At 59.4% G+C, this 13,977-nt stretch carries 10 protein-coding genes; 7 read left to right on the top strand and 3 right to left on the bottom strand.

What is annotated here, in order from left to right:
- The first annotated feature begins 105 nt into the window (after window positions 1-105).
- The 5 genes from ABRP87_RS06920 (at window position 106) to ABRP87_RS06940 (ending at window position 5,580) form a co-directional block, all read left to right on the top strand.
- A complete protein-coding gene (locus ABRP87_RS06920; protein ID WP_349868168.1) occupies window positions 106-1,866 on the top strand; it encodes an ATP-binding protein in 1,761 nt (586 codons plus the stop codon).
- A 22-nt stretch (window positions 1,867-1,888) separates the two neighbouring features.
- Window positions 1,889-2,347, top strand: a complete 459-nt coding sequence (locus ABRP87_RS06925; RefSeq protein ID WP_349868169.1) for a hypothetical protein — start codon at window positions 1,889-1,891, stop codon at window positions 2,345-2,347.
- Window positions 2,348-2,504: 157 nt separating this feature from the next.
- Window positions 2,505-4,010 (top strand): ATP-binding cassette domain-containing protein, encoded by a 1,506-nt coding sequence (locus tag ABRP87_RS06930; protein ID WP_349868170.1) that lies wholly within the window; start codon window positions 2,505-2,507, stop codon window positions 4,008-4,010.
- Window positions 4,011-4,093: 83 nt separating this feature from the next.
- Window positions 4,094-4,462 (top strand): GntR family transcriptional regulator, encoded by a 369-nt coding sequence (locus ABRP87_RS06935; protein ID WP_349868171.1) that lies wholly within the window; start codon window positions 4,094-4,096, stop codon window positions 4,460-4,462.
- Window positions 4,459-5,580 (top strand): DUF1648 domain-containing protein, encoded by a 1,122-nt coding sequence (locus ABRP87_RS06940; RefSeq protein WP_349868172.1) that lies wholly within the window; start codon window positions 4,459-4,461, stop codon window positions 5,578-5,580. The genes ABRP87_RS06935 and ABRP87_RS06940 overlap by 4 nt, the downstream gene beginning before the upstream one ends.
- On the opposite strand, the gene ABRP87_RS06945 is transcribed toward ABRP87_RS06940, so the two are convergent.
- Window positions 5,577-6,863 (bottom strand): thymidine phosphorylase, encoded by a 1,287-nt coding sequence (locus ABRP87_RS06945; RefSeq protein WP_349868173.1) that lies wholly within the window; start codon window positions 6,861-6,863, stop codon window positions 5,577-5,579. The two genes, ABRP87_RS06940 and ABRP87_RS06945, sit on opposite strands and share 4 nt — an antisense overlap.
- A 204-nt stretch (window positions 6,864-7,067) precedes the next feature.
- Here ABRP87_RS06945 and ABRP87_RS06950 point away from each other — a divergent pair, with 204 nt between their 5' ends.
- The gene (locus tag ABRP87_RS06950; RefSeq protein WP_349868174.1) at window positions 7,068-7,508 is read left to right on the top strand and encodes a cytidine deaminase; all 441 of its coding nucleotides are present in this window, start codon (window positions 7,068-7,070) and stop codon (window positions 7,506-7,508) included.
- Between the two features lie 33 nt (window positions 7,509-7,541).
- Complete coding sequence (locus tag ABRP87_RS06955; protein WP_349868175.1) at window positions 7,542-8,762, top strand: NupC/NupG family nucleoside CNT transporter; 1,221 nt, start codon at window positions 7,542-7,544, stop codon at window positions 8,760-8,762.
- 94 nt (window positions 8,763-8,856) lie between these two features.
- Here ABRP87_RS06955 and ABRP87_RS06960 read toward each other — a convergent pair whose 3' ends face one another.
- Both ABRP87_RS06960 and ABRP87_RS06965 read right to left on the bottom strand, forming a co-directional pair.
- The gene (locus ABRP87_RS06960) at window positions 8,857-12,288 is read right to left on the bottom strand and encodes a pyruvate carboxylase (RefSeq protein WP_349868176.1); all 3,432 of its coding nucleotides are present in this window, start codon (window positions 12,286-12,288) and stop codon (window positions 8,857-8,859) included.
- A gap of 526 nt (window positions 12,289-12,814) precedes the next feature.
- On the bottom strand, window positions 12,815-13,975 hold the full coding sequence (locus tag ABRP87_RS06965) for a bifunctional 2-methylcitrate synthase/citrate synthase (RefSeq protein ID WP_349868177.1): 1,161 nt from the start codon (window positions 13,973-13,975) through the stop codon (window positions 12,815-12,817).
- Between the last annotated feature and the right edge of the window lie 2 nt (window positions 13,976-13,977).

Consider the following 13,977-nt stretch of genomic DNA (forward strand, 5'->3'; position numbering starts at 1 on the left):
TATTTTTGTTTAAACGTAACAATCATTGCCAAACGGACGACTTTATACTTTGGTGTGCAACAATAGATCCCGTAGTAAACGAAGTGTATTCAGGAGGTTACTGCCGTGGCAGTAGAAACCAAGAAGATCTCCAAGGTTCTCGTAGCGAACCGAGGTGAGATCGCCGTACGCGTTATTCGTGCTGCTCGCGATGCCGGGATCTCCTCCGTCGCCGTTTATGCCGAGCCGGACGCGCAGGCACCCTTCGTCACGCTGGCCGATGAAGCTTTTGCCCTTGGTGGTTCTACCTCTGCTGATTCTTATCTTGTCTTTGACAAGATTCTGGACGCTGCCGCAAAGTCCGGCGCGGATGCCATCCACCCCGGCTACGGTTTCTTGTCCGAAAATGCAGATTTTGCCCAGGCCGTTATCGATGCCGGCCTGACCTGGATTGGCCCGCCTCCCCAATCCATCCGCGCTTTGGGCGATAAGGTCACGGCCCGCCACATCGCCGAGCGTGCCGAAGCCCCCATGGCCCCTGGTACCAAGGATCCGGTGGCCAACGCGGATGAGGTCAAGGCCTTCGCGGATGAGCACGGCTTGCCTGTGGCCATCAAGGCGGCGTTTGGTGGCGGCGGCCGCGGCATGAAGGTGGCGCACACCGCCGAAGAGATTCCGGAGCTTTTTGAATCCGCGACCCGCGAGGCCACCACCGCCTTTGGCCGCGGCGAATGCTTTGTCGAGCGCTACCTCGATAAGGCCCGCCACGTTGAGGCCCAGGTCTTGGCGGATAAGCACGGCAGTGTGGTGGTCGTCGGCACGCGCGATTGCTCCCTGCAGCGCCGCTTCCAAAAGCTCGTAGAGGAAGCTCCGGCGCCTTTCCTGAGCGACGAACAGCGCACCTCCATCCACGAGTCCGCCAAACGCATTTGCCGCGAAGCTGACTACTGCGGTGCCGGCACCGTCGAGTATTTGGTCGGCGCCGATGGCCTGATTTCCTTCCTCGAGGTCAATACCCGCCTGCAGGTGGAGCACCCCGTTTCGGAGGAAACCACCGGGCTGGACCTCGTGCGCGAGCAGTTCCGGATTGCCCAGGGCGAAAAGCTTTCGCTCGGCGAGGACCCGGCACCGCGCGGGCATGCCTTTGAGTTCCGCATCAACGGCGAAGATGCTGCGGCCGGCTTCATGCCCGCCCCGGGGACCATCGTCAAGTACTCCGAGCCTGCTGGGCCGGGCGTGCGCGTGGACTCGGGCGTCGTCGAGGGCTCCGTCATCGGCGGGCAATTCGACTCCATGCTGGCCAAGCTCATTGTCTGGGGCCCGGACCGCGAAACCGCCCTGCGTCGCTCCGCCCGAGCCCTGGCTGAATACCAGGTCGAAGGCCTGCCCACCGTGCTGCCCTTTGACAGGGCCATCGTTGCCGATCCCGCCTTTACCGCGGAAAACGGTTCCTTCGATGTCTACACCAAGTGGATCGAGGAGGCCTGGGATAACCAGCTGCCGCCGCATGAAGATTCCACCGATGCGGAAGCCGGCTCGCCGGAGGCCTCCCAGGTCCACACCGTGGAAATCGACGGCCGCCGCATCGAGGTGGCATTGCCCGCCACCTTTGGCATTACCGGCGCACGCAAGCGGAAAAAGCGCAAGGGTGCCGGCGCCAAGGCTGCGGTGTCCGGCGATGCCGTCACCGCACCGATGCAGGGCACGGTCATCAAGGTCAATGTGGAAGAGGGCCAAGAGGTAGAAGAAGGCGATATCGTCATGGTCCTTGAGGCCATGAAGATGGAAAATCCGGTCAAGGCCCACAAATCCGGCATCGTGACCGGCCTGGCGGTCGAGGCTGGCGCGTCCACCACCAAGGGCGCGCAGCTGCTGGAAATTAAGTAACCGTGCCAGCTAACCTGGAAGAATGACTGATTCTTCTCTTGGTGTTCGCTTGGCCAAGGAAGAGGACCGCGACTACCTTGCGGGCCTCTTCCCCTCCCATATCGCGGACTGGTCCCCCATCGTCGATGGCGGCGTCATCGCCTTGCCCCTTGCCGCCAACGAGGACCCAACCATAGAACCCGTGGGGGCCGCGCTCCTGCGCTACTACCCCGCCGCCACCAAGGGCCCAGCCTTCCTTGGGGACCCGGGCGCTGACCCGCTTGACGATGCCACCTGGCTCACCCCCTTCGATCCCGAGGACATCCCAGAACTCATCGTCGCCACCGACAGCACCGGCGACGAGGCTTCCCGCGCCCACGACCTGCTGGTTGCCAACGCTACAGACCTCGCGGCCGAACAAACCGCCCCCGGCATCGCGTCCGCCACGCCACTACCGGGCTTCGAGGAGCTCACCCAGGGTAAATTCTTCCGCCGCTTCTAATCTGGCACCTATCTCCTGCAGGCGTCCAAAACCTGCAGGAGATAGATTTCGACGAAGGTCTTGTGTTCTGCACCACAGTTGCTACTGTTGAGGGCTATGAAGATTTCCGCCTAGTACGACGTCCCTTGCACACTCATTCTTTAAAGGTGGACTCTTCATGCCGATTTCTTTTTCCCAACTCAGCCTGTCGTGGCCAGACGGCACACCCTGCTTTTCCCAGCTTTCCGGAACGATCCCTGACTCGGTTACTGGGATGATTGGCGATAATGGCTCCGGAAAATCGACCCTTGCTAAGGTCCTTTCCCACCAAATCGCACCGTCCTCGGGCACATTCACGGCGCCAGAGGTCACCTACGTGGACCAAGATCTTGGCTTGCGTGATTCCTTAACCATCGCCGAAGTATTCGGCGCGGCGGAAAAGATTGCCGCGCTCCACGCACTAGGAGCGGGAAATTACTCCGAGGAACTGCTGAAAACTATTGGCAACGACTGGGATATCGAACACAGGATTCACGCCTGCCTTCAAAACGCAGGCGTTCCCTACCCGCTAGATCGCACCATCGGTACGCTGTCTGGGGGCGAAGCGGTCACCATCGCGTTAAACGCCGCGTTTTTTGATCACCCAGACTTTGTCATCCTCGATGAGCCGACCAATAGCCTAGACGCAGAAGGAAAATCCAAGGTCACCGAGCTTATTTCCAGCTCTCCTACGCCCATCCTTGTCATTTCCCATGACCTAGACCTGCTCTCCCATGTCGAGCACATCGCAGAACTCTACGCGGGAAGTTTGCGGTTATTTTCCGGAAATTATCACGCCTACCGGGAGCCCATAGAAACCGAACAGCGCGCTGCCGAAGCAGAAACGCGCGAGGCTAAGGCCGAACACCGCAAGCAAGTGCGCGAGCGCGAGGCGATGCAGATGCGCATATCCAGGGACAATCGCCGCGCCAAATCCTTCTCGCACAACCACCGAAAGCCTGGAATGGCGATGGGAAATGACAAGAACCGCGCCCAAAATACCGCAGCTAAGCGGTCGGCTCAGGCATCGGGTTCGGTGAGGGAAGCATTTGCTGCCTATCAAGCTGCGCAAAACAAGATCCGCCCGGACGAACACGTCCACCTCGACCTTCCAGAAACGCAGCTACCCAATGGCACCCGGGTGCTCACCAGCAGCATCGTGGATATAACCGGCCCTGAGCATGTACGCCTTACGGGACCTAATGGCAGCGGGAAAACCACGTTCCTTAATGACGTTGCGCGGGGCGCCGTTGAGTACAGCGTGGAGTGCGGATATTTGCGGCAGAAAATCACCTTATCGGAAGATCGCACAATCTTAGAGATGGTCACAGAGGCCAACCCCACTGCTCCCCCACAGCTCATCCGCGACCAATTGGCGCAGCTGTTATTTCGCGATGACCAGGTGCACCGCCGCACCGGCCAGCTATCCGGCGGCGAACGCTTCCGCGCGAAATTTGCCCGAGTGCTTTTGGCCGAGCCCAGCCCTCAATTCCTCCTACTCGATGAACCCACCAATAATTTGGATATCACCACCATGAAGTGGCTCGTGCAGATCCTCGAGTCCTACGAGGGCGCGTACTTGCTGGTCAGCCACGATGAAGGTTTCTGCAAAGAGCTCAACTTAACTTCGCAGGTGCATATCTAGGCCCAGCTTCCGCTTTGTATTACTTCAACTAATACAGACTGTGCTACTGTTAGTGGTACAAAACAAGTGGAAGGAGGTAGCTCATGCTCATCACGCTCAACCCTGACGCGGATGCGCCGGTCTTCCAGCAGATTCACGACGAAATCGTGCTGGCCATCGCCCGCAGGCAGCTTTTCGACGGCGACAAGCTCGATCCCGTGCGCCAGGTCGCCGCGGATATTGGCATTAACCCGGCCACCGTAAAACACGCCTATGACCTGCTCGTTGCTGATGGCCTCGTCGAAACCGCGGGTCGCTCCGGATCGACCGTCCGGCCCGGCGCGCACACCGCGGCGCAAGAACAGCAGGTTCGGCAACGCCTGCGCCGCGTGGCAACCCTCGCCCGCGCTCAGGGCTTTTCCGCTGAGGAGCTCCACGGCTATCTCGATTCCACACTGAAGGAGCTCGCATGATTCTTACCGTCCTCATGGCCGCGACCACGCTGGTCATAACGTGGATAATGACCACAATCCCGGCGCTTGCGTCGCCAGGCGCCCCGCTCGGCGTTCGCGTTCCCCAAAGCCACCTTTCGGATCCCGTTGTGGTCGGTGCTATTTCTGGATTTAAGACTCGGACGTGGGTTGTGGGCATCGCAGCGACGGTTATCTCACTGTTCTACGTCAACCACTCGTGGGTGGCGGCCCTGTCTTCCCTGCTGGTCATTATCGGCAGCACGTGGGCTTACCTCTCCCAGCGCCGCTATATCATCGCGGCCAAGAAGGACGGCGACTGGTTCGACGGGGTAGAAACCGCGGTCAGCGCCCAGGTAGCGAGGCGAGAAGCCGACGCCATACAGGATATTGATGTGCCAACGCCGTCTTTTCCCTGGCTGACCATGTTGGGTTCCTTGCTGGTCATCATCGCCGGTGCACTCATCGTCGCCGCCCATTGGTCCGATATCCCCGATCCCGTGCCAGTGCACTGGGATGGATCTTTGGAGCCGGATAGCTGGAGCGACAAGTCCATCGGCAGCGTCTTTTTCATCACGTTTATCGCGCTGGGAATGTGGTTGCTTTTCGCCGGCATCTGCTGGCTTATCCAACGCACCGCGGTTCGTCCACGCTCGGAGCGCTCCATCAAGGCGCGGCTACGCAATCAGGCAAACCTTGCAGCCTCCAACGAAGCGATGGGCGTCCTGCTGCTTCTCATGTCCCTCGGGCTGGCGTTTATACAGATCACCGGCCCGGTACCGAGCTATCAGGACCTGGCTGGCTTTTCCTTTATCACCATGGTGGTGATGACCATTAGCGGCACCATAGCCATCGTGGCAATGATACTGCGCGCCCAATCGCAGCTCGAGGATCAGCTGCGCGGGGTGAAACTTCCGGATGGAGACAAAGAATCCCCCGATAATGACGAGCATTATAAGTGGGGGATCCTGTATTACAACCCCGATGACCCAGCGGTGCTGGTGGACAAGCGCCTAGGCGTCGGAGTGTCCTTCAACTACGCCACGTGGCAGGCGAAGGTCTTCCTTGCCGTCATGGCACTCATCATCGGGTCGATTGCTCTTCCATTACTCCTGATTTAGCCAATGCGGTCCAGGATGATCTGGCGCTCCTTATCCAGCGGGGCGTCGGTAATCTTAAAGCCCTGCTGCAAGGTCTCAAGGGAGCGCTCGAAGCGCTCTGGGGTTTCCGTGTGCAGGGTGAAAAGCTTCTGGCCTTTGGATACCTTCTCACCCTTGATTGTGTGCAATTCGATGCCCGCGGTTGCCTGTACCGGGTCTTCCTTCCGGGCGCGGCCAGCGCCTAGGCGCCAGGAGCTCACGCCGACGGACAGGGCATCAAGTTCGGTAAGGTAACCATCGAATTCAGCGATAACATCGTGGGTATGCGTAGCCACGGGAAGCTTGGCGTCTGGGTCTCCGCCCTGCGCCTTAATCATTTGCTTCCACTTATCCATGGCGCGGCCATCCTTGAGCGCCTTTTCCACGTCGGCATTGTGCACGCCGGCCGCTTCCAGCATCTCGCGCGCAAGGGCTAGGGTCAGCTCGACGACATCGCTTGGCCCACCGCCAGCTAGGACCTCGACGGATTCCTCAACCTCGAGCGCATTGCCCACCTTGCGGCCCAGTGGGGTGGACATATCCGTGAGCAGTGCAGTGGTGTCCGTGCCGGCGTCATTGCCCAAGTCCACCATGGTCTGCGCCAGCTCGCGGGCCAAGGTCTCGTCCTTCATAAAGGCGCCAGAGCCCACCTTGACGTCGAGGACCAACGACGAGGTACCTTCAGCAATCTTCTTCGACATGATGGACGAAGCGATAAGCGGAATAGCCTCAACGGTGGAGGTGATATCGCGCAGGGCATAGATCTTCTTATCCGCGGGCGCGAGGCCAGAGCCTGCCGCGCAGATGATGCAGCCCGGATCCTCCAGGATTTCCATCAATCGCTCATTGGAAATATCCGCCTGCCAGCCCGGGATGGCTTCCAGCTTGTCCAGGGTGCCACCTGTGTGGCCCAAACCGCGACCAGAAAGCTGCGGGACCGCGACGCCAAAGGCGGCAACGAGGGGCGCGAGCGGCAGCGTAATCTTATCGCCAACGCCACCGGTGGAGTGCTTGTCCGCAGTCTTCTTGGACAGGGAATCAAAGCTCATCGTCTCACCGGAGGCAATCATCGCCTTGGTCCACTGCGAGATTTCCTCGCGGTTCATGCCGTTGAGGAAGATCGCCATGTTGAGTGCGGCCATCTGCTCATCGCCCACGACCCCACGCGTATAGGCATCGATAACCCAGTCGATTTCCTCCGGGCTAAACACCCCCTTGTCGCGCTTGGTACGAATAACATCTACCGCATCGAATTTCTCTGCCATGACGACTCCTCCTGTAATGATTTGAAGACCGAAACATACAAGCACATAATGTGATTTACCACACTATATTTAGTGGTTGTACACTCCACCACGTCTAATTATTATTCCCTATAGAACATATGTCAATGAGTATTTTTCTTTTTGTTCTATTGGAGAATTAACGCATTCCCTCTTCACCCCCGTACAAAGAAAGTCCATACCGCAATGAACGCCACCCCGGATTCGCCTCCCACCGATGCCGAATTGCTCAACCTCGCTGAAGAAGCAGCCCACCACGCCTGGGCGCCCTATTCCTCTTTCCCAGTCGGTGCGGCTTTGCTGCTTGCCGATGGCCGCATTGTCACCGGCTCCAACGTCGAAAACGCCTCCAGCCCGCTAGGCATTTGCGCCGAACGCAATGCCGCCGCGCACATGGTCACCACCGCAGACGTGACGGCCACCGATGGCCACTTGCCTAGCATTCCGCAGATTAAGGCGGTTGCTATCGTCGGCTTAAAGTCCGCGCCTTGCTACCCTTGCGGTGCCTGCCGCCAGGTCCTGCGGGAGTTTAACTGCGAGCGCGTCATCGTGTCTGTCGATGGAAAGCCCCGAAGTCATGCCTTTGCCGAGATCCTCCCCCACTCATTTGGCCCAGAGTCACTCTAATTAAAAAGTCCCTTTAAAGAACGGTCAGAAAATATGGAACGCTTACAAGGATTGCTCGGCATCATCGCCATTCTCGCAGTGATCTACGTCCTGTCGAGCTCGCGTAAAAATATCAAGTGGCGCACCATTGGCGTGGGCCTTGTCCTGCAGGTGGTCTTCTGCTTCTTAGTCCTCGCGTGGGAGCCTGGATTCAAAGCCCTCAAGGGCGTCGCCAATGGGCTGACTAAGCTCACGGATTTTACCAACGAGGGCACCCAATTCGTCTTCGGCGGCCTCTTCGGTGATGACTTCGTTTTCGCCCTCAATGTGCTGCCCGTGATCATTTTCTTGGGCGCCATCATCGCCGCCCTGTACTACCTCCGGGTTATCCAGTACTTCGTGGAATACGTCGGATCCGCCATCAAGTGGCTCATGGGTACCTCCAAGGTGGAATCGGTCTGGGCCACCACCGTGATCTTCCTCGGCCAATCCGAGGCACCGCTGGTCATTAAGCCCTACCTGCCCAAGCTCACCCGATCCGAGCTTTATACCTGCATGGTCGGCGGCTTTGCCTCCGTGGCCGGATCCACGTTGATCGGCTATTCGCTCTTGGGCGCACCCCTGGAGTACTTGCTCGCCGCATCGCTCATGAATGCGCCGGGTTCCCTGCTCGTCGCCAAGGGCCTCATGCCAGAGACCGAAGAGACGAATCTCGACGCCACCGTTAAAGACGTCCGCGATACCGAATCGAAAAACATCATCGATGCCATCAGTAGCGGCGCCATGGCCGGCGGTAAGATCGCCATCTCGGTTGCCTGCCTGCTCATCGCCTTCATCGCCTCGATCGTGATGCTCTCTTCCATCCTCGGCGGCATCGGCTCCCTCTTCGGCCAGGATAACTGGTCGCTCGAAGGCCTCTTCGGCATCATTTTCGCCCCCGTGGCCTGGCTTATCGGTACGCCGTGGAACGAGGCCCTCGAGGTGGGTAACTTCATCGGCCAAAAGACCATCCTCAACGAGTTCGTTGGCTACACCGCTTTTGGTGAAAGCGTCGATGAGCTCAGCGATAAGGCCATCTTGATCTCTTCCTTCGCCCTCGCCGGTTTTGCCAACCTGTCGTCCATCGGTATTCAGATTGGTTCCATCGGCGGCCTCGTCCCTGAGCGCCGCGGTGAGGTGGCCAAGCTTGGCCCGCGCGCACTCTTCGGTGGCTTCCTGACCAATATGCTCAATGCCGCCATCGTCGGCGTCATCGTTGCACCCATGGTTCTCTAACCAGCGCGCCGTACTTAAAGCATAGAAATCCCCTCCCAGCTGGATATTCATCCAAGCCGGGAGAGGATTTACGCGTCCGCGCTAGATGGCGCCGCTATTTGATCACAGCGATGAGATCCCCACCTTCTACCTTGGTGGCCTGGCCAATGGCCACGCGGTCCACCACGCCATCCTTGGTGGCGGAAATGGAGGCTTCCATCTTCATGGCCTCGATGACTGCGACCTGGTCGCCGGCCTTGACCTCGTCGCCTGGCTCTGCCGTGGGGTTGACCACACCGGCGAACGGGGCCGCTACGTGGCCGTCGTTGGACGGATCCGCCTTCTCCACCGTGGCCACGGTGGACTCGGCGTTTTCATCGCGCACCTTCATCGGACGGATTTGGCCGTTGACGTTGAGCACGACATTGCGCATGCCCTTCTCATCCGGCTCGCCCACGGCGTTGAGGCGCACCACGATCTGCTTAAGGTTGGAGCGATCGGTGGAATCTTCTGGGAAGAAGTGCACCACCTTTTCTTCGCCTTCGGTCAGGCCGTAGAAGAAGGTCGTATCCGTCAGCGCCTCGGTATTGCCATACTTGCGGCGGAACTCGTTGAATTCCTCGAACTGCTTGGGGAAAAGCAGGCGGTTCAGGCTGGCGCGGCGCTCATCCGAGTTATCCGATTCCAGGTGCGGCTGCTCCTCTGCCGGGACATCGTTAATCTGCGCACCGGTTTCGGCACGGCCATCGAGGACCTTATCGCGCAGCTCCGGCCAGCCACCCGGAGGGGTGCCCAGCTGGCCGCGGAGGAACTGGTCCACGGAATCCGGGATATCGTACTTCGTTGGGTTGGCCGCGAAGTCTTCCGGAGCAACGCCGGTGCCCACGAGATGGAGCGCCAAGTCACCCACCACCTTGGAGGACGGGGTGACCTTGGTGGGGCGTCCCAGCATCTCGTTGACGGCGGCGTAGTTATCCTCGATGACCTCGAAGCGATCCGCCAGGCCCAATGCGACGGCCTGCGCGCGCAGGTTCGACAGCTGACCACCCGGAATCTCGTGCTTGTACACGCGGCCGGTCGGGCCAGGGATGCCGTTTTCAAACGGAGCGTATAGCTGGCGCACGGCCTCCCAGTACGGCTCCAAGTCCGAGACTGCTTGCAGGTCAATTCCGGTATCGCGCTTGGAGTTGGAGAATGCAGCGATGAGCGCGGAAAGCGAAGGCTGCGACGTGGTGCCGGCCAGCGGCGCCGAGGCGCCATCGACGATATCGGCGCCGGCGCGCGCCGCCGCGAAGTAGGTAGCGATCTGGCCACCGGCGGTATCGTGCGTGTGGACGTGGACCGGCAGGTCGAATTCCTTGCGCAGCGCGGTCACCAGGGTGTGCGCGGCCTCTGGGCGCAGCAGGCCGGCCATGTCCTTGACAGCCAGGATGTGCGCGCCGGATTCTACGATCTGCTCGGCGAGCTTCAAGTAGTAATCCAAGGTGTAGAGGTCTTCCTTCGGCGAAGAAAGGTCACCGGAATACGCCATGGCCACCTCTGCCACGGTGGTATTCGTCTCGAGTACGGCGTCGATGGCTGGGCGCATCTGGGAGACATCGTTAAGCGCATCGAAAATGCGGAAGACATCCACGCCGGACTTGGCCGCTTCCTGCACAAAGGAGCGGCACACCGAATCCGGATACGGGGTATAGCCAACGGTATTGCGCCCGCGCAGGAGCATCTGGATGTTCTGGTTCGGCATCGCCTCGCGCAGCAGATCCAGGCGCACCCAAGGATCCTCGTGGAGGAAGCGCATGGCCACGTCATAGGTAGCACCGCCCCACGCCTCCACGGAGAAGAGGTCTGGGGTCAGGCGCGCCACGGCCTCCGCCGCGGACACCAAGGCGGTGCTGCGCACGCGGGTGGCAAGCAGGGACTGGTGGGCATCGCGGAACGTCGTATCCGTGACCATCAAAGGCTCTTGAGCGCGAATCTTTTCCGCGTACTTCTGTGGCCCCAGCTCCAAGAGGTCATCGCGGGAACCGCGCGGGAGCGGTTCTTCCGCATTAAACTTCGGCAGCTTATCAAAGGGGCGCAGCGCGGTCGGCCTATCGCCATTGGGCTTATTCACGGTGACATCCGCGATGTACTCCAAGATACGGCCGGACTCATCTATAGCTGGTGGGGCCTTGAGCAGATCCGGGTGCTCGGTAATGAATCCGGTATCGACGCGGGTATTGACGAAGTCGGACTCATTGAGCAACGCGCGCAGGAAGCCGATATTGGTGGCCACGCCGGAGACATGGAACTCATTCAGCGCGCGGCGGGCACGGTGGACGGCCTGCTCGAACGTGGTGCCGCGGCAGGTCATCTTCACCAAGAGGGAGTCAAAGTTGGGCGATACTTCAGCGCCCACGGAGGTTGCACCGTCCAGGCGCACACCAGCGCCGCCCGGCGAGCGGTACGCGGTCAACGTACCCGTATCCGGGCGGAAGCCGTTATTCGGATCCTCGGTAGTAATGCGGCACTGCAGGGCGGAGCCGGTAATGGTGATATTTTCTTGCGACAGGTTGATGTCTTCCAAGGAAGCACCTGCGGCGATATTCATCTGCGCCTTGACGATGTCCACACCGGTAACCTCCTCGGTCACGGTGTGCTCCACCTGCACGCGGGGGTTCATCTCAATGAAGACGTGGTTGCCGCGCTCATCCACGAGGAACTCCACCGTGCCGGCGCCCTCATAGTTGATGTGCTCGCAGAAGTTCACGGCATCCTGGCAGATGCGATCGCGCAACTCTGGATCCAGCGAGGGCGCCGGAGCGATTTCCACGACCTTCTGGTGACGGCGCTGCACGGAGCAGTCGCGCTCAAAGAGGTGGATGACATTGCCCTGGGAATCCGCGAGTACCTGCACCTCAATGTGCTGCGGATTAATCACCGCGGTCTCAAGGTACACGCTGCCATCGCCGAAGGCCGCCTCGGCCTCGCGCGAGGCTTCTGCCGCCCGTTCGCGCAGCTCAGATTCTGATTCCACGTAGCGCATACCGCGCCCGCCACCACCGGAAACGGCCTTGACAAAGACCGGGAAGCTGAAGTCACCGGCGTCTGCTACCAGCTTATCGATGTCCGTAGTCGGCTCCGAGTCCTGCAGCGTCGGCAACCCCGCTTCCTTCGCGGCATTGACGGCTGCGGATTTATCACCGGTGAGATCTAGCGTGCTCGGGGTGGGGCCAATGAACTTAATGCCATTGTCCTCGCAAGCACGGGCCAAATCGGCGCGCTCGGACAAGAAGCCGTAGCCCGGATAGATCGCATCCGCTTCAGACTTCTTGGCAGCGCGGATGATTTCCTCGATATCGAGGTACGCCTTGACGGGCTGTCCCTCGTCACCAATGCGCACTGCTTCATCCGCAAAGGCGCGGTGGAAGGAGTTGCGATCTTCACGAGGATAGACGGCGACGGTCTTCGCCCCCGTTTCAAAGGCAGCGCGGAAGGCACGCACGGCGATTTCACCGCGGTTGGCTACCAAAATCTTGTCGAACGATGGAAGGGCGGAATTGGCCACTTGGGTGTTCCTTTCAACTTGGAAGACGCTGCGTTGCAACGTCCCCACTGGGGTGATCCGTCTCTCAGTTTAGAGATAAGGTTAGTTTTTATCATCCCTTTTTTAAAACGGAATTTTCTACACTCACCTGCAACTTAAACCCCACAGGGGAAATTTCTGCCAGTCAACCAGTAATAACAGGCCTAACAATTCTGCAAAGTCTGCAAATTTCCATCCGGCAAATTTTTCGCAGCCGCAGTTGCAACAACAGTCGCCGCAGTCGCAGTCGCGGCCACAACCACCACCGATGCCACAACCATCGCCACAGCTGCTACATGTGCATCCTCCTATGCAATACCTGAGGCGAAAATGCGACATCTGAGGGCGCGGGTTGCTCAGTTATACCGTAGGAGGATGCACATTTAACGCCGATAGATACACATATAACGCAGGAGGGATGCACAAATGCTCCCCACGCGAAGGTGGGGAGCATAGACGGTCCACTCAACGGCCCACCGCGGGACGCAAGCGCGCGGAGGCCGAGCGATTAGAAGGACTTCGGCGGAACGGAGCGCTGGTCTTCGCCGACGTATGCGGACAGCGGGCGAATCAGCGAGTTGTTCTCGTTTTGTTCCACGATGTGCGCGGTCCAGCCTGTGATGCGGGCCATGACGAAGATCGGGGTGAAGAACTGAATGTCGAACCCGAGGATGTGGTAGGCAGGGCCGGCAGGGAAGTCCAGGTTCGGCTTGATCTTGATCGAGGTGTTTTCCTCCATGGTCTTGGCCATGATGTCGTACATCTCGATCCACTTGGTCTGGTCGTGCTGCTCGGCCAACTCCTTGAAGGCGGCCTCCATGGTGGGAACGCGGGAGTCGCCGTTCTTGTACACGCGGTGACCAAAGCCCATGACCAGGTCCTTATTGGCCAGCTTGTTCTTGGTCCACTCCTCTACCTTGGCAGGATCGTCCACCTCGAGGAAGTTCTTCATAACTGCCTCGTTGGCACCACCGTGCAAAGGTCCCTTGAGAGCGCCGATGGCGGCGACGATGGCGGAGTAGGTATCAGACATCGTGGAGGTAACCACGCGTGCCGAGAAGGTGGAGGCATTGAAGGAGTGCTCGGCATAAAGGATGAGGGACTTATCAAAGGCCTCGATATCGGCGCGGTTGACCGCTGGGGAGCCTTCTTCATCGCCGAAAACCATCCACAGGAAGTTTTCGGCAAAGCCCTTCTTGCGGGACGGCTCGATGTAGCCCTCACCGCGGCGGCGACGGATATCGAGCGCGATGATGGTGGGGATCTTCGCCATGAGTTCGAGCGCGGTACGGCGCACGTGCTCGGAGTCCTTGGTGTATTCCTCCGCGTCCTGGGCACCGATGAAGGAAATGGCTGTGCGGAGTACATCCATGGGATGGCAGCTTTGCGGCATGGACATGATCAAGTCAATGAGGTGGCGGTCCAGGTGACGCAATGCCTTCTCACGCGCGGAGAAGCGGATGAGGGATTCTTGCCCCGGCAGCTTGCCATTCCACAAGAGGTAAGCGACCTCTTCGAAGGAGCAGTAGCGGGCCAGTTCTTGGACCGGGTAGCCGCGGTAGGTCAAAGAGTTGGTCTCTGGAACGACCTTGGAAATGGCGGTTTCATCGACAACGACACCGTAAAGGACCTTGCGGATTTCTGGGGTTTCGTTTTTCTTATCGGACATGG

Origin of the sequence: Corynebacterium sp. KPL2830, assembly GCF_040225635.1 — a bacterium.
Taxonomy (GTDB): Bacteria; Actinomycetota; Actinomycetes; order Mycobacteriales; family Mycobacteriaceae; genus Corynebacterium.

Bases quoted from the DNA above. Each gene is read 5' to 3' on its own strand.
- ABRP87_RS06925 (WP_349868169.1), top strand. From the start codon at position 1,889: ATGACTGATTCTTCTCTTGGTGTTCGCTTGGCCAAGGAAGAGGACCGC.
- ABRP87_RS06930 (WP_349868170.1), top strand. From the start codon at position 2,505: ATGCCGATTTCTTTTTCCCAACTCAGCCTGTCGTGGCCAGACGGCACA.
- ABRP87_RS06935 (WP_349868171.1), top strand. From the start codon at position 4,094: ATGCTCATCACGCTCAACCCTGACGCGGATGCGCCGGTCTTCCAGCAG.
- ABRP87_RS06940 (WP_349868172.1), top strand. From the start codon at position 4,459: ATGATTCTTACCGTCCTCATGGCCGCGACCACGCTGGTCATAACGTGG.
- ABRP87_RS06945 (WP_349868173.1), bottom strand. From the start codon at position 6,863: ATGGCAGAGAAATTCGATGCGGTAGATGTTATTCGTACCAAGCGCGAC.
- ABRP87_RS06950 (WP_349868174.1), top strand. From the start codon at position 7,068: ATGAACGCCACCCCGGATTCGCCTCCCACCGATGCCGAATTGCTCAAC.
- ABRP87_RS06955 (WP_349868175.1), top strand. From the start codon at position 7,542: ATGGAACGCTTACAAGGATTGCTCGGCATCATCGCCATTCTCGCAGTG.
- ABRP87_RS06965 (WP_349868177.1), bottom strand. From the start codon at position 13,975: ATGTCCGATAAGAAAAACGAAACCCCAGAAATCCGCAAGGTCCTTTAC.